The sequence below is a fragment of the Martinezella sp. CNPSo 3732 genome (assembly GCF_057784515.1).
Genome location: NZ_JBXSOO010000001.1, coordinates 604,102 through 622,231 on the forward strand (window position 1 = coordinate 604,102; position 18,130 = coordinate 622,231).

Genomic DNA, 18,130 nt, shown 5'->3' on the forward strand with positions numbered 1-18,130 from the left:
ACCAGGATTCTTGAGGATGCCGCGGCGGCTCCCACGCTGTCTGTGTGCCCTTACGATCACGACCTGCACTTTTGTGCACTTTCAAGCGTCAAGGCCATAACCGGCGACGTCGAATTAGCCTTCCGAATACCCGAATTTAGCCCCGCCCGGCGATCCGGTACCCGGTAAACCGCTGAGGCCAAGATGCTGTCACACGCATGCCCGCCAATCTTCCGGCAGTCAGCCTTCCGCAGGAACAATGCCGGCATGTCTGTGTTCGGAGTTTCCAGCCAATGGAGGACATCATGGCAGACAACGAAATCCGTGACGTGTTTATCGTCGGTCTCAGAAATGCCCATGCGATGGAAAATCAGGCGCTCAGCATCATGAAGCCGCAGCTCTCGCGCATCGAACACTATCCTGAAGTCGCCGCGAAACTCGAACAGCATATTCGGGAAACCGAAGGCCAGATTACACGCCTCGAGGACGTGCTCGAGGGGCTGGACGAAGACCATTCGACCTTGAAGGATATGGCCTTGTCGTTCACCGGCACGATGGCGGCCATGGGCCATACCATGGCGGGTGACGAGATCCTAAAGAACTCCTTTGCCAATTTCGCTTTCGAAAACTTCGAAATCGCTGCCTACAGGTCCTTGTTGACTGTCGCCGATGCCGGCGGCTTTAGCGCCGCCACCACAGCTCTGCAGTCCAATCTCGCCGAAGAAGAAGCCATGGCAAACTGGCTTAACGACAATCTGGCCGCCGTCACTCAGAAATTCCTGCTCCTGCGGGAAGGTGGAGCAACCGCCAAGATTTGATGTACATAGTGCGTGCGAGTGTCTCGCCGATAATCTGGGGTCCGCCGCCTGCAAAGCGGAACGGATGGCTCGATCATCAGTTCTATGAGAGCGCCATCATTCACGCCCCACGGGATCGGTCGATAGAACCATGCGCATTCTGATTTGGCTGTGCCTGGCGGCCACGCTGGCCGCCGTTCTGGTCTGGTTCGTGACGGAACCTGTCATGCCTTTTGCGGCGGATGATCCCCGCCTTCAAGACAACGGTGATCCGGCGCGGGGCCAGCTTATATTTGCCGCTGGCGACTGCGCGTCCTGCCATGCTACCCCGGGCCAGAAGGATCGTCTGAATTTGGGCGGCGGCCTCGCACTTGCATCGCCTTTCGGCACATTTCGTGCACCCAATATTTCATCCGATGCCGTTGATGGCATCGGAAGATGGAGCACCGTCGATCTTGCCAATGCCTTGATCGGCGGCGTTTCCCCGCGACATCAGCATTATTATCCAGTATTTCCCTATCCCAGCTATACGGGCATACGGCTCGAAGACATCAGGGATTTGCGGGCCTATTTGAGGACATTGGCGCCGGTTTCCGGTCGCCCGCCCGCGCATGATCTGTTCTTCCTGTTCCGCATGCGCCGCTTCCTGGGCTTTTGGAAATTGCTGTTCTTCCGTGAAGGACAGATGCAGGGGACTGTCACCAGCGATCCCGTCCTGGCTCGCGGCCGCTATCTGGTCGAAACCCTGGGCCATTGCGCGGAATGCCACTCGTCGCGCAACATTTTCGGTGCGATAAAGCCCGAAACACGGTTTGCCGGCGGTACGGATCCTGAAGGCACGGGGTTCGTTCCCAATATCACGCCGAGCCGGATCGGAAACTGGTCCGAAGCCGACATCTCGGAAATGCTGAAGAGTGGCGACACGCCGAACCATGGCCGCGTCGGCTCGTCCATGGCCGAGGTCGTTACCAACATGGCGATGCTGCCGCAGAGCGATCGCGATGCCATCGCGCGCTACATCAAGAGCCTGCCTCCTCGGCCGACGCCGCATCCATAAATGGGATTAATGAGTGTAAAGATAGGCGGCGAGATCTCGGGCTTCGGCTTGCGAAATCCCTGTTTTTGGCATGGCCGAATTGGGCGAAAAGTCCTGCGGCGCTACGATCCAATGAACGAGGTTATCACCCGTATTGTTGACGACGCCGGCGATATAAACCCGTTTTTGAAGGCCCTCCAAGGTCCCGCCCACCTGACCATCCGCACCGGCTATGCCGGGGATTTGGTGGCATCCGGTGCAACCATACCGACGAAAAATCGGCGGTGCGCGGGAGGGATCCCCACCCTCGGTCAGCACGCGTACGATCTCCAGGCGCTGCTGCCAATTCTTTGCCCAGTTTGCGCCAACCAGAGCGCAAAGCAGTGCAATGGCTGCCGCAGCCAACCAGATGCTGCGATATCTATAAAGGGCGGATGCGTTGAACATGATCCACTCCCCTGCCGGCATTCGCGATCCATAGGGCTGCCATCGCGAGTGCCGCGCCGGCATAAATCGTCCCCGCCGGAATCCACATGACCATCCCGGCGAGCTGCTGATCCTCCAGCGGTGTAAGCCCCCATGTTTCCGCAGCATGCGTCTGCACGACATAAAGGACGCGTGGTGCAAGTGCCATCAGTGCACCGAGCGCTCCGGTGTGGAGCATGGTCAGGAACAGATGCCACGCCGCAACGCCGTGATTGCTGCGCCAGAAGATCGACCACCAGAACAGGATAGCAGTGACGAAGAAGCTCAGATGCTGGAGACGATGCAGCGCAACAGCAGCGACGGCGGCATCGAACAGGATCGGCGCATGCCAGGCCCATATGGCGACGGCATGCAATAGGGTGGCGTTGGTTCCTCCGCTCAGCCAGCGCCAGGCGATCCGCACGGAGCTCCGCCGCATCGCCCTCCCCGTCCAGCGCCTCAGCCGATCCGGCAGTCCCCAGAGGAATATGCCCGTCGGCCGCGCGATGACGATCATCGGGGCGGAGATCGCCATGATGATTTCGTGCTCGATCATGTGGAACGTAAAAAGCTGCTCTCCGAGCCAGTGCAATGGGGACAGCAGCGCACCGGTAAGCGTCAGCCAGCCGCACCAGTAGCAAAGGGCGCGCCTCGCCACAACAGACCTGCCCGTTCGAGCGCGTCGCCTCAGCTTCCAGCAACCTCGAGCATAAAGAAAAGCCGCAACCGCTAACGGTGTTACAATCCACGGGTCGATCGTCCAGACCGAATGAAAGAGATGCGCCTCCGCGCCATGCGCGGCAGCCTCCCGTCCCGTCAACAGCAGGATCATGAGGGCGGCTAATGTTCGCATGCGTCCACGAGCCATGCGGCTCCTCCCTGCAGGAAAAGCGCGAAGGCGAAGACGAGCCCGACGAGAACACTAAGATGGCGGAGGAACAGCCCTGTTCGCGCTTCCTCCGGCGTAGAACCGGCCTGCGGTATCGCCGCGCTGGCCAACGCAAGTAGAATTGCAAAGGAAGAGGTCAGTAGCGACCAATATGTATGGCGGCTGCAATCGACATAAGGAAGAATCTGGCCAAGCTGGGTGTTGATGGCCCAAATAAAGGGCGCGAGAATCAATCCGCCATATTTTGCCGCCGTGGTCATCATAGGCGTGGTACCCAATATATGCATGCGTATAAGGGAATCCACGCCACCACGACAAAGTTCCAGTACATGGCATTATCTTCAACATCGCCGAAGCGGCGCGGATTATCGGCATGCTTGGAAAACATCAGGCAGGTCAGTACCAGCGTATCGATAAGATCCGTGACGATGTGGGTCGTATGAAGCCCCAGCATGGTCCAAATGATCGAGCCATAGGCGTTGCCGTCCCAGCGTATGTTGAGAACGGTGAATTCGAAACCGCGCAGGACCAGGGGCACCGCCCCAAGCGCCGACATCAGAACAAGCCCGATCCGTACCTTGCGCAGATCTCTTTGCCGCGCCCATCTGGATAGGAGAATGTTGGGTACGACGCTCGCGAGCAATATCGCGGTCAGGGTCGTGCCGGGAACGAGGCCGGGCGCCGGCGCGTCGATCGGCCAGTGCGGGGCGAGGCTCATCAGGTAGAAATAGACTGCGATCGCCAATGCGAAGCCGGACCCTTCGATGAGCATGAAGGCGCAGGTGCCCCACCAGGTCGGGCTTGCCCTCCCCATACCGTGGGGCGGCAGCCTTGAAACGTCGAGGACGACGCGCTCCTTCATGATTCGTCCTCCGGTGTCTGCTTCGGCCAGAACCACCCGGTCAACGTGATCCCGATCGGAATCGATCCCCAAATGACCGCCCAAGGCGAGAAGATCGACCAGATCAGCATCACCGTGGTGGCGAGAGCCGCCAGGAGCGGCCAGATCGAATTTCGTGGCGAGGACTCGCTTGCTTCGGGTTGCGCCTCGACGACGCTGCTGACGATCAATTCGCGCCGATCAGTGCGCAGCCCGCCCGCCACCGTAAGTTCTTCCGGCTGCGACCACAGAGGATCACGAGCGCCGACCACCGGAATGCGGCGGAAATTGAAGCATGGCGGCGGCGACGACGTCGCCCATTCGAGCGTCGAGGCGCCCCATGGATTTTCGCCTGCGATCTGCCCGGACCGAGCGCTGCGGATGACATCGATGAAAAAGACGAGGAAGCCCAGCGAAAGGATAAGGGCGCTGAAGCTCACGAACATATTCATTCCAGCCCAGGGCATTTCCGGCTGATAGGTATAGATGCGTCGCGGCATGCCCTCGAGCCCGAGAATATGCATGGGAAAGAATGTCAGATTGAAGCCGGCAAAGATCAGCCAGAATGCCCAGCGGCCGCGCGTCTCGCTCATCATCCGTCCGGTTATCTTGGGAAACCAGTAATAGATGGCGCCGAGCAAGGGAAAGACGGCGCCGCCCACAAGGACGTAATGGAAATGTGCGACGACGAAATAGGTATCATGTACCTGGGTGTCGAACGGCACCGAGGCGACCATCACCCCCGTCAGGCCGCCGATGACAAAGGTCACGATGAAACCTATGACGAACAACAGCGGTGTCTTGAAGACGGGCCGTCCGCCCCATAGTGTGGCCAGCCAGCAGAATATCTGGATGCCGGCTGGAATGGCGATCGCCATGCTGGAAGCAGTAAAGAAGCTCTCGCCTAGCTTCGGCAGGCCGACGACAAACATATGATGCACCCAGAGGCCGAATGCCAGGATTCCCGTGGCGATCAACGCCATGACAAGCGGGAGATAGCCGAATACGGGGCGCCGCGAGAAGGTCGCTATTATCGTCGACACCATGCCGACTGCCGGTAGGAAGATGATATAGACCTCGGGATGGCCGAAGAACCAGAACAGGTGCTGCCATAGCAGCGCGTCGCCGCCCTCTGCAGGATCGAAGAAATGCGTTCCGACCAGACGATCGAGGATCAGCGACGAACTGGCGAGCATGATCGCCGGCATGGCCATGATGACGAGGAAGGCCGTGACGAGCATCGACCAGACGAACAGCGGAATGCGATCGAGCGACATGCCCGGCGCGCGCTGTTTGAAGACGGTGACGACGATTTCTACCGCAACGGCCAAGGCTGCGACTTCGGTGAAAGTGATCATCTGCGCCCAGAGGTCGGCACGCTTGCCCGCGCCATATTGCGGTCCAGACAAGGGCACATAGGCAAACCATCCGACATCGGGCGCAGTGTCGAGGGCAAACGAAACCCATAACAGCAGGCCGCCGGCCACATAGATCCAATAGGAAAAGGCATTTAAGCGCGGAAAGGCAATATTGCGGGTGCCGACCATCAGCGGCACGAGATAAACAGCCATGGCTTCCATGACCGGCACGGCAAACAGGAACATCATGTTTGAGCCATGCATGGTGAAAATCTGATTGTAGCGGTCCGGACCGATAAAGCGCGCCTCCGGCTGCGCCAATTGCAGCCGTATCGCGAGTGCGAGCAGCCCGCCCAAGGCGAGAAAGACGAATGCGGTGGCGATGTAACGGCGGCCGATGATCTTGTGATCGACTGTCGTGAGGGCTCCCCAGATACCGGCCGGCGTCATCCAGGTCTGCGCGAGCCGCCGTTCGAGCTCGCCGTTATCGAACATCAAATCCGTCGGTTGCGTGGGTTTGTCGTCTTTCGTCATTTGAGGCTTTCCATATAGGCGGAAAGCTGCCGCAGTTCGTCACTGGAGAGTGGAACCATCGGCATGTTGTTTCCCGGTTTCAGTGTCTGCGGATCGGCAATCCAGGCGGCAAGTGAACCGCGGGTATTGTCGAGCAACCCTGCGGCAATCGTCTGACGGCTCCCGACATGGGTCAGATCCGGCCCGGTCGATCCCGATGCCTCGGTTCCCCGTATGGTATGGCAGGCCGCGCAGGGCTTGCGCATGAAAAGAGCCTTGCCGGCAATCGCTTCCGGATCGGCTGGCGATACGCTGTTGGCCCTCTGTGCGGCAGTCCAGCGCTGATAGGCAGCCATGTCTTCGGCAATAACGAACAGCGCCATGTGACTGTGTTGAAGCCCACAGAATTCTGCGCATTGACCGCGATAAACGCCTGGACGGTCCGCCCGTATGGTTATGGCGTTCTGCCGGCCGGGAATGAGGTCGCGCTTGCCGGCGAGGCTCGGCACCCAGAAGGAATGAATGACATCCAAGCTTTCGAGCTCGATGCGAATATCCACACCAATCGGAATATGCATCTCATTGGCCGTCTGAAAGGACTTGGTCGGATCGGCATCGTCGTAGATGAATTGCCACCACCATTGCTGGCCGCGAACCTTGATCGTGAGACCGGCATTCTCTGATACACCGAGGCCGCGCGTCGCATAGAAGCTCGCGATCGTCAAACCGGCAATGATGACAACTGTCGCTGCAACAGCCGCCGTCACCAGCTTGCCCATCCGCCGCTCACTTTCGGAACTTGGATTTTCCTGCGGCGTCCTGGCGCGCAGCAATGCCAGGACCAGCACGATCATGACCAGCGCCCACACAGCGCAGCAGACGACCACGATCCCGAGAATGAGGTGCTTGAGCTGAACGGCCGCGGCCCCCTCAGCATTCAGGGCCGACTGAGCACCGTTGCATCCTGCAATCAGGATGGCCGATAGGCACAGGAAAACGGCAGCGCCCGCTTTCAATGGGATGGCTCCCGCGCTGCGTTCGGTCCGGCAGGGCCTTCGTCGAACAGGATTGCCGCCGGCGCGCGGTTTTCCGCCGGGCGCGTCTGCTTGTCGTCGTTGCGGCTCGGCGCTGTGGTCTTTGCCTTATATGCGCCGATCGTCTGGACGTAACCTGCGAGCTGCCAGATCTCGTCGATCGTCATCTTGTCGCGAAAAGCCGGCATTCCATGCGGACGGCCGTCGCGGATGGAGGCGGCGATCGACACCATCTCCGGACCATAGAGCCACCAGCCATCCAGGAAAGAGGGGCCGGTCCCGCCACGTCCGTCGCCATGGCATGCCCCGCAACCGAACCAGGAATAGAGCCGTTTGCCCTGACTGAGATCGTAAGCGGTTTTCTCGTAAGGTTTGCCAAGGGCAAAGTAGATTTCCGGCGGAGCACCGCTGATCCCGTTCGGCATCAGGCGCAGCTCGTCCAAGGCGGCTCCGAGGGGGGGATCGGTTCGATATTGTCGCCCTTCACGCGCATAGCCCATGAGGGCGGCCGCGCCGAGGGCCGCTAGAAACGCGGCGGCTACGAATGCGCGATCAAAGAATTCTCTACCTACCTCCCACGACATGGCTGATGTTCCAACCTGTTCGGGCTTCAATGAACGGGAGCAGCGCCAGAGCGGACAAGGCGCACGGGCAAAAGCTTGTAGGACGGTGTCTTCGCCTTGACGTCATGATGACTCAACGGGAACAGCGGGTTGGCTTCCGGGTAGTAGGCGCAGCAACATCCTTCCGGAATGTCATAGGCAACAATGGTGAACCCTGTAACCCGCCGCTCCGTCTCCCGATCGATCGCGGTCACCAGATCGACGGCCTCACCGTTGCTGAAACCAAGGCGCGCTATATCGTTTGTGTTGACGAAGACGACCTGCCTGGTTCCCTCGATGCCGCGGTAGCGGTCGCTAAAGCCATAAATCGTCGTGTTGAACTGATCGTTGGAACGCAACGTCGCGAGATGAAGGACATTGTCGCTTTGCGCATCGAGTGAAAACTCCGGAAACAGGCGGTCAGGGGTAATGAAATTGGCCTTGCCGTTGGGGGTGACCCATTTGCGCTCCCGCGCCGGTAACGGTCTTGGAATACCGCCAGGATGGAACATGCGCTCGTTGAAGTCCTTGAACGTCTCCGGATAGGTTTCTTCGATGGCGTCGCGGATGATCGAATAGTCAGCAACCCAGCGGTCCCATGGAACGACACCCTTGGTCAGCGTCGCCTTTGCCATCCCGGCGATGATTGCTGGCTCGGAAAGCAATTCCGGACTGGCGGGCTTGGCTCTTCCACGCGAGCCGTGAAAATGCGCGACCGAGCTTTCCAGCGAAACGGCCTGGGGGCCGCTTGCCTGTTCATCGATTTCGACGCGGCCGAGACATGGCAGGAGATAGGCGATTTCGCCGTGAATGACGTGGCTGCGATTGAGTTTGGTGGCGATCTGGACGGTCAGGCGCAGCTTCCGCCATGCATTCTCCATTGCGACGGTTTCGGGAATGGCTCGCAGAAAATTTCCGCCGAGGCTAACGAACGCCCGCGTCTCGCCCTCAAGAATCGCCTTGCATGTCTCAACCGTGGTGTGGCCGATCCATTCCGGCGGCTCGAACTGATAAAGTGCGGCTAGCTTGTCCAGCGGCACGAGACCCGGCTTTTCCGTGATCCCCACAGTGCGCTGACCCTGAACATTCGAATGGCCGCGGACTGCGCAGATATTGGCTCCCGGCTTGCCGATGTTGCCGCGAAGAAGCGCGAGATTGACAACCATGTGTACGTTTTGAACACCCATGACATGCTGCGTAAGGCCCATGCCATAGACCATGAGAACCGCATTCGAATTGGCATAGGTGGAAGCCGCCTGCTGCATCTGAGCCCGCGTCAAGCCCGAGACCCGCTCCAGCTCGGCCCAATCGTAATTTCGCGCCGCCGCGGCGAATTCCTCGAAGCCCGCGGTGTGTTGGCGGATGAAATCGTGGTCGAGGACATGCTTCTTGTCGGCGGCGGCCATCGCCGCGGCAAAGGCGACCGTTCCGGCATCGGAGGGATCGTCCGGTATCGCATCGGTTCCCACAACCTTGCTGGTGCCGGATGCCTTCAGAGCATCGTCGGCCTCGATCAGCGCCTTGCACACGCCGAAAAGCGCGGCGATATCGCCGCCGTTCTTGACCTGGTAGTATTCTGAGGAAATCGGCGTTTCCTTGCCGGTGAGCATCTGACCGGGCATTTGAGGATTGATGAAACGCTGCAGTCCGGGCTCGTGCAGTGGGTTGAAGGTGACGATCTTGACGCCCCGGTTGACCGCATCCTGCAGGTCGTGAAGCATTCTCGGCGAGGACGTGCCGACGTTTTGCGCAAGATAGAAGATGCAGTCGCAATTTTGGAAATCGGACAGAATGGCCGTACCGATCGAAGCGCCGATGCTTTCCGGCAGGGCGACGGATGTGCTTTCGTGGCACATGTTTGACGAATCCGGCAAATGATTGCTGCCGTATATGCGCGCGAACAACTGATACATGTAAGCCGTTTCGAGCGACGCCCGCCCGGACGTATAGAAATCAACCTGCTCTGGGGACAGCGCCCTCAATTCGCGGCCGATCTCCTCAAAAGCCACATGCCAGGTGACGGGTACGTATTTGTCCTTTTCGGCATCCCAGCGCATGGGATGCGTCAGACGCCCTTGCTCCTCGAGATCATGATCGGGCCACATTTCAAGTTCGGTGAGCGTATGTGCCGCAAAGAAAGCACGATCCGCGCGCCGGTTCGTGGCCTCCCAACTGGTGGCCTTGGCACCATTTTCGCAGAACTCCAACGGATGAGGCTTGGCAGGCTTGCCCCAAGCGCAACTGACACACATGTAGCCATCGGGCTTGTTCTGATGCGCCAGAAGGGATGGGCCTGCGATCGGAATATGCTCCCGAAGGAGAATGCCACTCACCGACTTTGCAGAACCCCATCCACCTGCTGCGGGTTTGCCGGGTGTTTTCGGTGGTTCGTTTCTCGGTTGGGTAGCCATGATGAAGATCCTCGATTTCCCACAAAGAACCAACGACAAGCTTTTCTGTTCCCTAGCGCCCGTGCCGGCGACGACGGGCATGGCATCAGTCGGAATTGCCGCTAGAGATCGATGAGCGCGTAAGGCTTGCCGGTAGGTTTCTCGATGTGGGCGGCGACATTGAAAACCGGTGCTCCTGCGGGGGTCCGGCCCTCATAGCTGCCCCGGTGCGCGTGTCCATGGACGACTGCATCGACCTTGAAGCGATCGATCGTTTCGGCAAGACGCGATGAGCCGAGAAAGGGAAAGATCTCCGGCGGTTCGCCGACGACTGTTTCTGTGATCGGCGCGTAGTGCAGAACCACCATGGAGCGGCTGGCCCGAACCTGACGCATGGCGTTTTCCAGACGCATGGTTTCATCGACGCTTTCAGCGACCATAGCCTTGATGGCGGGCTCTCCGAAGGAACTCAGCATGTAGCGTCCAAACCCCCCGGCAAAGCCTTTCACGCCGACGAAGCCAACTCCGCCGATCTCCACGGCCCGGCCGTTCAAAAGCTTCACGCCGACGTCCGTGAGAATGGACGTCACCTCCTCGACGGCACCGCTTTCATAATCATGATTGCCAAGCACCGCCACCACCGGCACAGTGCAATTGCGCAGGTCGGCGGCAAGCAATTCGGCCTCTTTCGGCTTGCCGAGGTCCGTCAGATCGCCGGCGATGACCAAGACATCGGCGACCGAACAAATATCGGCAAAAAGCGCCTTGTAGGATTGCTCGCGATCTTCCTTGACATGAAGGTCAGCGACGGCGGCTACTCTCAATTTCCGTCGTTGATCATTGGCCATTGTCAACTCTCCTCTTCATCGCGCAATTCGCCGTCGCCGCTTACGTCGGCAAAGCCCCATTCCTTCACGTCAATTTCAAAATCGACACGGGAATACATCCGGCCGCGGCATATCTTCGTCTGCGGCAAAGGCAGGTCACGCTGAGCGCTCAACCGGTCGAGTAGCTCGTCCATCAGCCAGTCCGGAATTTTGTCGCGCTCGGAAGGATAGATCCAGCGGAAGTTGAGAAGATGGATCAGCAACACTTCCCAATTTACCTCGAGATATTCCAACAGCTTACGCCAATTGATCTTGTCGTGTGCCTTCAGGATCACATGGGCGACGTCGGCGCCGTCATAACGATGCCGGAGCTGAACAAAGCATTTCGACCAGATCAACTCGGTTGCCCCAGCGATGCGAACAGAGCAATCGCACATCTGGAACCGGCGGGCGTCCTCGAACCAGTTATCATTTACAGGCGTCGCTCCATCAGGGGATGCGAAAATCACATCAAAGAAGTGCCGTCCCTTGGAGATCTTCCCTAGCCAGCGCTCATCTATGATCTCCACCGAATAGCCATGACTCTGAAAATTCGAGAGAATCCGCAGAAAATCGCCTGCCTTGCAGAAAATATCGCAATCCTTCGTTTCGCGCGAAATTCCCGTATAAGCGCTCACCGCGTAAGTGCCGGCGACAAGGAACGGGACCCGCGACTCCACGAGATTCTCAATGACGCTCGCAACGAAGGCCTCCGCATCCGGATCGATTAATCTAGGCACTGCCTTCGCTTCCATCGGCGAATTATCCCCGGTGCTTAAATCCTTATTCGCGGGAGCATTCATTTGATCGCCGCCTAGCTGAAGACATATTGACTTGAACACCGTCGACGAGCGGTTGTTCCATTGCCCATTTAAGAGGGGTCTTGATACGCCACTGAGCGCATGAGCAACGGACCATCAGTGATGGGGTATTCGCGAACTGATTTGTCCTTGCAAACGTATCGTTGAGATCGAGGTGCTAGGCCGCCTGCACCGGTTAAAGTTCCCCGGACAGTACCACCCGTCACTGCGTTGGAACTCACCCGGCTCTATTCGATTATATGAGGATATATGAGGAAAATGGAGTTTGGGCGGGCCGCCACGAGGACTCTGTTGTGAAACTATTCATCGTCGCCCTTCTCTTGGTCTGCTTGACCTCCTGCTCGGATGGAGATCAACGGCGCGAACGCAAAATTCGTGATGTGCTCTCATGGAGCGCGACCGCGGAGATGGTCTTGGACGCGCGAACGAGAATGCTCGTATCGAATAGTTTTGCCATCTTGACGATAGAGCGCTGCACAAAGGAGATCGGCTCCCTATCGAAGGAGCTCCCGACAACCCCCGAGAATTTGGCTACCCTCGCCGGCCGGTTGAACATGATCACCGGTGCAGCACATCACGAGCTCATCGATGGCCAGACGGATAGGCTTTCCCAACATCTTCGCGATTTGCGAAGCCTCGAAAGTGAGTTGAGAGCTAAATCAGGAGCAGCAGATTGAAGAAATTGCTGCAGATATCGCTTGGCATCATCACAAGCATCGGCGGTTTTCTTGAAACGGGAAACATCGCAACCTCCGGCCAAGCTGGAGCAGCCTATGGCTATACTCCCCTTTGGGCTATTGTGCTCGGCACGATCTGTGTGATTTTTCTCGTTGAAATGTCGGGGCGCTTCGCAATTGCGAGCCATTATACGATTGTCGACGGAATTCGGGACCGCTTCGGCTCCAATATTTTTCTCCTAACTATATCCATAGTCTTCATCGTCAATCTTCTCGTTCTTGCAGCCGAGATCGGCGGCATCTCGCTTGCGCTGCAATTCCTGATCGGAGTGAAATTTCCGTGGTGGTCCTTGCCGGTGACATTTATTGCCTGGTTGCTGCTGTGGCGAGGCACATTCGGCCTTATCGAGAATGGCATATCGGCTTTAGGACTTTTGGCGCTTTCTTTCGTCGTCGCCGTGTTTGTCATGGATCCGCCATGGGGTGAAATTGCGAAGGGCCTTCTGCCGACCCTGCCCAGTAAAGATCCGCTACATTATAGCTTCATCGTCGTCGGAATATTGGGCGCTGTCATTTCTCCCTATCTCTTTTACTTCTATTCCTCGGGCGCCCTCGAAGACGAATGGGACAAGAGCTACTTCGGCGCCAATCGCGCGATCGCGATCCTTGGCATGAGTTTCGGCGCGATCATTACCGCCGCTGTCATGGTATTGGCTGCAATGATTTATCCCTCCAGCGGGATTGAAGACATTGAAGGATATGAGCAGATTGCCATGATCCTCACACCCGCTTTTGGAAAATGGGGACTTTATCTCTTTGCGATCTCGCTCGGAATTACATGTTTGGGCGCGACCCTCGAAGTGAGCCTGGCACAGGCCTATCTGGTCGCACAGGGCTTCGGATGGAATTGGTCTGAAAACATGAAGCCGAAAGAAAATCCCGCCTTTTGCCTCGTCTACACGGGTTGCCTTATGATTGCCGTGATCCCAATCGTCATTGGCGTGGATCCGCTTCAGATCACCATCTTTTCGATGGCCCTCTCAGCGCTCAGCCTGCCGTTCGGGGTGGTTCCTTTCCTTATCCTGATGAACGATCCGACCTATGTGGGAAAGCATAAAAACGGATGGATCGGCAATGCCGCAGTCATCTTTATCGTTGCGATGGCTTTCGTGCTTTCAATTGTAACTACCCCTCTGGAAATCCTGGGAGGCTGACATGTATCTTGTGCGCGACGTTCTGGATAAGCAGGTGGTCGATCGCCGACAGGCTCGTATCGGAAAGGTCGACGGGATCGTGCTTACGACCGAAAATGACGGCCGGCTTAAGATCAGCTTTCTCGAAATGGGCCATTTGACGCTGCTGCGAAGGTTGAGCCCACGCCTATATCGCTGGCTGCTTGCCTTTTCCCCGCGGGTGCGGGCGGGTCGCGATCGATGCCCCTATCGGATCCCATGGTCGAAAATCACCGATGCGGGCGTCGACATTCAAGTTGATATCGACGACAGCGAAACACCTCTAGAACAGACGCAGGAATGGTTGAGGCAACATATTCTCAGGCGCATCCCGGGAGGGCTGTCATGACGGAGATTCATCTGGAGCTTCTGCTTGGAATGAAGGTCCATGATTTAAATGGTAAGCCGATCGCACGCTTGGAAGAGATCAAAGCGGAAGCTGCGGAGGAAGACTTCTTCGTTGTCGAATATCACCTCGGAGCTCTTGGCTTGCTCGAAAGACTGTCGGCAACGACGATCGGCAGCGTCATGCTGCGGCTCTTCGGATTCGCAGAGCAGCCGACTGGTTACATTGTTCCATGGGACAAGCTCGATATAGGGAATTCCACTCACCTGAAACTCCGATGTACCGTCGCCGAACTCCGCACGAGCGCCCCATGAGCGCACGCGTATTGCTGATGAACCGTGTTTGCCATGCGCACCTACTTCATTCTGCAAGCCTTTAGAAGTTCGCCATTTTAGAAGGACGATAAGAGGGCGCCGAGCGCCCTCCATTCCAGAGCGCTTCAGCTTTTCACGGAGTATCTGAAGCGCTCAATTTCTTTGTTTTCACGCAGTTCCGGACGGAAACCGCTCCGCACTTTTCTGGGAATTATTTTAGGCGGCCATGCGATGGCAACTGTCCGCACAGCGGCGGCAGGCTTTAACGCAATCCGGCATGTCACCGATCCGCTCACAATCATCCGCGCATTGGGCGCAGATCTCTGCGCATTCGCGACAAACGTGGCGATGATGTTCAGAGCCTATCAGCATGAAGTGTGCAGCCGTTCGACATATCTCGCTACAGGCCATCATCAGTTTGAAGTGCGGCGGCCTGGTGTGCTCTCCGCCGGCTTCGAGACAATGCCCCATCGCCGTCGACAGGCATTCGCCATAGCAGGCGAGGCAGTTTTCGATGCAGCTCTTCATTTCGGCTGAAACTTGGTGCATTGGGAATCTCCTTACTTGACTTCGCTGTCGAGCCAGCCGGTCATCTGTTTGATTTCCTTCGCCTGCTCGTCAATGATTTTGGCGGCCTTTTGCCGTGCCCATTTATTGTGGCCGTATTTGAGTTCAACCTGCGACATGCTGATCGCACCCATGTGGTGAGCGATCATGCCGCAAAGGAAGGACACGTCCGCGTCCTCCTTCATCATTCCCTGCATCATATTGGAATTCATGCTCTTCATTCCGTCCATGGCCGCTTTCTGGTAATCGGTCATGTTGCCGGGCATTTGCATGCCCGCCGACGACATCCGCATTTCCTCGGATTTACATTTGTCCGGATAGGCCATCTGCGCTGCTGCGCCGGCGGGTTTCAGCGCGAAGACTGCCGCGGCGACGATTGCTGCAAATGCGATCTTCCTGGTGATATTCATGTCGATCTCCTTCTGATTTGGTTCGATTTCTCTCAACCAAACGAAGATCGAGGCGGCGGATCCGGCGCCCTGATAAGGAGGAGCGGATTCGGCTGGATCGTTCGAGCCACCGGATTGTCGGCTTCACTGATGTGCTGCCCGCCGGCAAAAAAATCGGGAATCAGCGCGCAACAATGTCCGACGGAACAACAACACGGCTGCGGTGTGCCTTTTGTCTGCACTCCACGCTCGCCGCTCCGTTCGATTACGCAGCCGCTGCCCGTCTCTTCGGACCATGCATGGTTCATCGCCGCCACATTTAAGAAGATAGCGGCAGCCATAGCGACGATTCTCAGACAGTAGAAGATTCTTCGAAACGGCATCATGGGGGTGTTCCCTTCCCCCGCCGAACAATATCGCTACAAAAATGTTCCGACTGCGCTGCGGAATACGGGAGACGACGATCTTCAGGCTGGGCAGGACTTTATAAATCCTAGATTTGGCAACCGCTGATATGTCAGACGCAACTATTCCGGAACGGAGGGATCGCACGAGGCATTTTGGCTTTTCTCGGTAATTATTATCGCCGACGTGGATTATCCAATGAGTATGGCGCGAATGTCGTTGACGTTTGTGAGCGTCGGGCCAGTGACGACAAGATCGCCGATCGCACTGAAAGCCCCGTAGCTGTCGTGATTCAAAAGCGCCAAACGCGGTGAAATACCGGCATTTGACATACGCGACAGGGTCGATGGATCGATGATGGCGCCGGCTGCGTCTTCGACACCATCGATGCCATCGGTATCGCCGGCAATTGCCCAGACGCGATCCATCCCATTCAATGCAATCGCAAGACTTAGCAAAAATTCGGTATTCCTGCCGCCGCGACCGGTGGATCCCGATCCGAGTGTCACGGACGTTTCCCCGCCGGACAGGATAATGGCGGGTCCAGTAGCCGGTCGCCCGCGTGAGCGGACGGAGGCTGCAATACCGGCCAATAGCGTCCCCACCTCCCTCGCCTCTCCTTGAAGCGCGTCACCCAAGTCCACTATTTGCAGCCCGCTCGCAGCCGCAGCATTGGCGGCCGCCTCCAAAGCCATGGACGGTGAGGCAACAAGCCTGACGTCGCTATTCATTGGCGCTGCCGCTTCGATCGTCGCCCCTTGCCGCAGCACTTCTGTTGCCGTTGCCGGCAGCGCCAGCTTGTAACGAGCAACGATTTCTCGGGCATCATCGAGCGTAGATCTACTTGCAACCGTTGGACCGGACGCGATCTGCGAGGGATCGTCACCAGGCACATCGGAAATCACCAGCGTAACGACGTGTGCCGGATAAGCGGCCTGCGCCAGACGGCCGCCCTTGATCCGGGAGAGCTGCTTGCGAACGGTATTCATTTCGGAAATGCTGGCGCCGCTGGCGAGCAGCGCCTGATTGACCGCTCTTTTGTCCGCAAGGGTCATGTCCCCAGCCGGCGCGATGGCAAGCGAAGAACCGCCCCCGGAAATCAGGGCGATGACAAGATCGTCCGGTCCAAGCCCTTCGACACTGGCGAGCAACCGCTGCGCACCTACTACGCTCATCTCGTCGGGAACGGGATGTGCAGCCTCGATAATCTCGATGCGTCCCGCAGGTATTGCGTGGCCGTAACGCGTCACGACCACCCCACTCAGTCCGACATCCTTCCAAGCTGCATCCACTGCCGCGGCCATCGCCGCCGATGCCTTGCCAGCCCCAATGACGACGCAGCGTCCTCTAGGTTTTTCAGGAAGATGCCGTGCGACAACCTTCATTGGATCCGCACTTGCGACCGCCGCGTCGAATAGCCGGCGCAGCAGGCCGCGAGCAGATACGTCGTCCCAATTCATTGGGCAGCCGCTATTTTCAGGATGTTTGAACCCGCGATTGCGTCGCAGACCGCATCGGTAACCTGTTGTGTGGTTGCTTTGCCCCCTACGTCCGGGGTCAGAATACCAGCTTCGGTCACCCGTTCGACGGCGTTCATCAACCGCGTGGCGGCATCTCGCTCACCAAGATGTTCGAGCATCTGCGCCGCCGTCCAGAAGGTAGCGACCGGGTTGGCAATGCCCTTGCCGGTGATGTCGAAGGCCGAGCCGTGGATCGGTTCGAACATGGATGGGAAGCGGCGCTCCGGATCGATGTTGCCGGTGGGTGCGACACCGAGGGAGCCGGCGAGCGCTCCGGCAAGGTCGGACAGAATGTCGGCATGCAGATTGGTCGCTACGATCGTGTCGAGGCTCTGTGGCTTCAGGGTCATGCGCACCGTCATTGCGTCCACCAGCATCTTGTCCCAGGTAACGTCTGGGAATTCCTTCGAGACTTCGGCCGCAATCTCATCCCACATCACCATGCCGTGACGCTGTGCATTGGACTTCGTGACGACGGTGAGCAGCTTGCGCGGCCGCGACTGCGCCAGCTTGAAGGCGTAACGCATGATGCGGGTGACACCAACACGGGTGAAGATCGCCACCTCGGTACCGACTTCCTCGGGCAGGCCCCTATGAGCGCGGCCACCATGGCCCGAATATTCGCCTTCGGAGTTTTCGCGCACGATAACCCAGTCAAGATCGCCAGGCCCACAATTGCGCAGCGGCGGAGTAATTCCAGGCAGGATCTTCGTCGGACGAACGTTGGCATATTGATCGAAGCCCTGGCAGATCGGCAGACGCAGGCCCCAGAGGGTAATATGATCCGGCACATCAGGAGCACCGACTGCCCCGAAATAGATCGCGTCGAATTTCTTCAGCGTCTCCAGGCCATCGGCCGGCATCATGACGCCGTGCTTCTTATAGTAGTCGGATCCCCAGTCGAAGGTTTCGGAATGAATCTTGAAGTCGCCGCTGCGGGCTGCGAGAGCATCGAGAACCTGGAGCCCGGCCGCGATCACTTCCGGGCCGATCCCATCTGCCGGAATCGCTGCGATCTTGTATTCACGCATATTCATTCTCCATTTTGAT

General features: G+C 57.9%; 20 protein-coding genes. 5 read left to right on the forward strand and 15 right to left on the reverse strand.

Going from position 1 to position 18,130, the window contains the following annotated elements; translation table 11 throughout:
* Positions 1–284 precede the first annotated feature (284 nt).
* Complete coding sequence (locus AC13RM_RS02760; RefSeq protein WP_285172608.1) at positions 285–797, forward strand: ferritin-like domain-containing protein; 513 nt, start codon at positions 285–287, stop codon at positions 795–797.
* A 130-nt stretch (positions 798–927) separates the two neighbouring features.
* Positions 928–1,833 carry a c-type cytochrome gene (locus AC13RM_RS02765; RefSeq protein WP_374817690.1) on the forward strand — a complete coding sequence of 302 codons (906 nt, stop codon included), beginning with the start codon at positions 928–930 and terminating at the stop codon, positions 1,831–1,833.
* Between the two features lie 6 nt (positions 1,834–1,839).
* On the opposite strand, the gene AC13RM_RS02770 is transcribed toward AC13RM_RS02765, so the two are convergent.
* The 10 genes from AC13RM_RS02770 to AC13RM_RS02815 form a co-directional block, all read right to left on the reverse strand.
* Positions 1,840–2,259, reverse strand: coding sequence for a c-type cytochrome (locus AC13RM_RS02770; RefSeq protein ID WP_374817691.1), 420 nt, complete (start codon positions 2,257–2,259; stop codon positions 1,840–1,842).
* The gene (locus AC13RM_RS02775) at positions 2,234–3,130 is read right to left on the reverse strand and encodes a cytochrome c oxidase assembly protein (RefSeq protein WP_374817956.1); all 897 of its coding nucleotides are present in this window, start codon (positions 3,128–3,130) and stop codon (positions 2,234–2,236) included. The genes AC13RM_RS02770 and AC13RM_RS02775 overlap by 26 nt, the downstream gene beginning before the upstream one ends.
* On the reverse strand, positions 3,118–3,429 hold the full coding sequence (locus tag AC13RM_RS02780) for a hypothetical protein (protein WP_374817692.1): 312 nt from the start codon (positions 3,427–3,429) through the stop codon (positions 3,118–3,120). Before AC13RM_RS02780 ends, AC13RM_RS02775 begins: the two co-directional genes overlap by 13 nt.
* On the reverse strand, positions 3,426–4,028 hold the full coding sequence (locus tag AC13RM_RS02785) for a cytochrome c oxidase subunit 3 (RefSeq protein ID WP_374817694.1): 603 nt from the start codon (positions 4,026–4,028) through the stop codon (positions 3,426–3,428). Before AC13RM_RS02785 ends, AC13RM_RS02780 begins: the two co-directional genes overlap by 4 nt.
* A complete protein-coding gene (gene ctaD / locus AC13RM_RS02790) occupies positions 4,025–5,938 on the reverse strand; it encodes a cytochrome c oxidase subunit I (RefSeq protein ID WP_374817696.1) in 1,914 nt (637 codons plus the stop codon). Before ctaD ends, AC13RM_RS02785 begins: the two co-directional genes overlap by 4 nt.
* Positions 5,935–6,933, reverse strand: coding sequence for a cytochrome c oxidase subunit II (gene coxB, locus AC13RM_RS02795; RefSeq protein ID WP_374817698.1), 999 nt, complete (start codon positions 6,931–6,933; stop codon positions 5,935–5,937). Before coxB ends, ctaD begins: the two co-directional genes overlap by 4 nt.
* The gene (locus AC13RM_RS02800) at positions 6,930–7,451 is read right to left on the reverse strand and encodes a c-type cytochrome (protein ID WP_374817958.1); all 522 of its coding nucleotides are present in this window, start codon (positions 7,449–7,451) and stop codon (positions 6,930–6,932) included. Before AC13RM_RS02800 ends, coxB begins: the two co-directional genes overlap by 4 nt.
* A 110-nt stretch (positions 7,452–7,561) precedes the next feature.
* Positions 7,562–9,964, reverse strand: a complete 2,403-nt coding sequence (locus AC13RM_RS02805; RefSeq protein WP_374817700.1) for an FdhF/YdeP family oxidoreductase — start codon at positions 9,962–9,964, stop codon at positions 7,562–7,564.
* Between the two features lie 101 nt (positions 9,965–10,065).
* Positions 10,066–10,791 carry a metallophosphoesterase family protein gene (locus AC13RM_RS02810; RefSeq protein ID WP_285172615.1) on the reverse strand — a complete coding sequence of 242 codons (726 nt, stop codon included), beginning with the start codon at positions 10,789–10,791 and terminating at the stop codon, positions 10,066–10,068.
* Positions 10,792–10,793: 2 nt separating this feature from the next.
* Positions 10,794–11,564 carry a hypothetical protein gene (locus tag AC13RM_RS02815; RefSeq protein ID WP_488554543.1) on the reverse strand — a complete coding sequence of 257 codons (771 nt, stop codon included), beginning with the start codon at positions 11,562–11,564 and terminating at the stop codon, positions 10,794–10,796.
* A gap of 739 nt (positions 11,565–12,303) precedes the next feature.
* Here AC13RM_RS02815 and AC13RM_RS02820 point away from each other — a divergent pair.
* From AC13RM_RS02820 to AC13RM_RS02830, 3 genes are read left to right on the forward strand one after another with little or no spacing between them, the layout of a single operon-like run.
* Positions 12,304–13,521, forward strand: coding sequence for an Nramp family divalent metal transporter (locus AC13RM_RS02820; protein ID WP_374817704.1), 1,218 nt, complete (start codon positions 12,304–12,306; stop codon positions 13,519–13,521).
* Between the two features lies 1 nt (position 13,522).
* Positions 13,523–13,888 carry a hypothetical protein gene (locus tag AC13RM_RS02825; RefSeq protein WP_374817706.1) on the forward strand — a complete coding sequence of 122 codons (366 nt, stop codon included), beginning with the start codon at positions 13,523–13,525 and terminating at the stop codon, positions 13,886–13,888.
* Entirely contained in the window at positions 13,885–14,199 is a 315-nt protein-coding gene (locus AC13RM_RS02830; RefSeq protein WP_374817708.1) for a PRC-barrel domain containing protein, read from the forward strand. Before AC13RM_RS02825 ends, AC13RM_RS02830 begins: the two co-directional genes overlap by 4 nt.
* A gap of 216 nt (positions 14,200–14,415) precedes the next feature.
* On the opposite strand, the gene AC13RM_RS02835 is transcribed toward AC13RM_RS02830, so the two are convergent.
* From AC13RM_RS02835 to AC13RM_RS02855, 5 genes are all read right to left on the reverse strand, one after another.
* Positions 14,416–14,748, reverse strand: a complete 333-nt coding sequence (locus tag AC13RM_RS02835; RefSeq protein WP_285172621.1) for a four-helix bundle copper-binding protein — start codon at positions 14,746–14,748, stop codon at positions 14,416–14,418.
* 11 nt (positions 14,749–14,759) lie between these two features.
* Positions 14,760–15,176 carry a DUF305 domain-containing protein gene (locus AC13RM_RS02840; protein WP_374817710.1) on the reverse strand — a complete coding sequence of 139 codons (417 nt, stop codon included), beginning with the start codon at positions 15,174–15,176 and terminating at the stop codon, positions 14,760–14,762.
* A gap of 32 nt (positions 15,177–15,208) precedes the next feature.
* A complete protein-coding gene (locus AC13RM_RS02845; protein ID WP_374817712.1) occupies positions 15,209–15,541 on the reverse strand; it encodes a hypothetical protein in 333 nt (110 codons plus the stop codon).
* A gap of 210 nt (positions 15,542–15,751) precedes the next feature.
* Positions 15,752–17,020, reverse strand: coding sequence for a glycerate kinase type-2 family protein (locus AC13RM_RS02850; RefSeq protein WP_374817714.1), 1,269 nt, complete (start codon positions 17,018–17,020; stop codon positions 15,752–15,754).
* Positions 17,017–18,111: a tartrate dehydrogenase gene (locus AC13RM_RS02855; protein ID WP_374817716.1), complete on the reverse strand. Its 1,095-nt coding sequence runs from the start codon at positions 18,109–18,111 to the stop codon at positions 17,017–17,019. The genes AC13RM_RS02850 and AC13RM_RS02855 overlap by 4 nt, the downstream gene beginning before the upstream one ends.
* Between the last annotated feature and the right edge of the window lie 19 nt (positions 18,112–18,130).

Excerpts from the sequence above, each read along its gene's own strand:
- AC13RM_RS02850 (WP_374817714.1), bottom strand. The coding sequence starts at position 17,020 with ATGAATTGGGACGACGTATCTGCTCGCGGCCTGCTGCGCCGGCTATTC.
- AC13RM_RS02770 (WP_374817691.1), bottom strand. The coding sequence starts at position 2,259 with ATGTTCAACGCATCCGCCCTTTATAGATATCGCAGCATCTGGTTGGCT.
- ctaD (WP_374817696.1), bottom strand. The coding sequence starts at position 5,938 with ATGACGAAAGACGACAAACCCACGCAACCGACGGATTTGATGTTCGAT.
- AC13RM_RS02830 (WP_374817708.1), top strand. The coding sequence starts at position 13,885 with ATGACGGAGATTCATCTGGAGCTTCTGCTTGGAATGAAGGTCCATGAT.
- AC13RM_RS02775 (WP_374817956.1), bottom strand. The coding sequence starts at position 3,130 with ATGCGAACATTAGCCGCCCTCATGATCCTGCTGTTGACGGGACGGGAG.
- AC13RM_RS02780 (WP_374817692.1), bottom strand. The coding sequence starts at position 3,429 with ATGATGACCACGGCGGCAAAATATGGCGGATTGATTCTCGCGCCCTTT.
- AC13RM_RS02845 (WP_374817712.1), bottom strand. The coding sequence starts at position 15,541 with ATGATGCCGTTTCGAAGAATCTTCTACTGTCTGAGAATCGTCGCTATG.
- AC13RM_RS02800 (WP_374817958.1), bottom strand. The coding sequence starts at position 7,451 with ATGGGCTATGCGCGTGAAGGGCGACAATATCGAACCGATCCCCCCCTC.
- AC13RM_RS02825 (WP_374817706.1), top strand. The coding sequence starts at position 13,523 with ATGTATCTTGTGCGCGACGTTCTGGATAAGCAGGTGGTCGATCGCCGA.
- AC13RM_RS02835 (WP_285172621.1), bottom strand. The coding sequence starts at position 14,748 with ATGCACCAAGTTTCAGCCGAAATGAAGAGCTGCATCGAAAACTGCCTC.
- AC13RM_RS02840 (WP_374817710.1), bottom strand. The coding sequence starts at position 15,176 with ATGAATATCACCAGGAAGATCGCATTTGCAGCAATCGTCGCCGCGGCA.
- AC13RM_RS02810 (WP_285172615.1), bottom strand. The coding sequence starts at position 10,791 with ATGGCCAATGATCAACGACGGAAATTGAGAGTAGCCGCCGTCGCTGAC.
- AC13RM_RS02785 (WP_374817694.1), bottom strand. The coding sequence starts at position 4,028 with ATGAAGGAGCGCGTCGTCCTCGACGTTTCAAGGCTGCCGCCCCACGGT.
- AC13RM_RS02805 (WP_374817700.1), bottom strand. The coding sequence starts at position 9,964 with ATGGCTACCCAACCGAGAAACGAACCACCGAAAACACCCGGCAAACCC.
- AC13RM_RS02765 (WP_374817690.1), top strand. The coding sequence starts at position 928 with ATGCGCATTCTGATTTGGCTGTGCCTGGCGGCCACGCTGGCCGCCGTT.
- AC13RM_RS02760 (WP_285172608.1), top strand. The coding sequence starts at position 285 with ATGGCAGACAACGAAATCCGTGACGTGTTTATCGTCGGTCTCAGAAAT.
- AC13RM_RS02815 (WP_488554543.1), bottom strand. The coding sequence starts at position 11,564 with ATGGAAGCGAAGGCAGTGCCTAGATTAATCGATCCGGATGCGGAGGCC.
- AC13RM_RS02855 (WP_374817716.1), bottom strand. The coding sequence starts at position 18,111 with ATGCGTGAATACAAGATCGCAGCGATTCCGGCAGATGGGATCGGCCCG.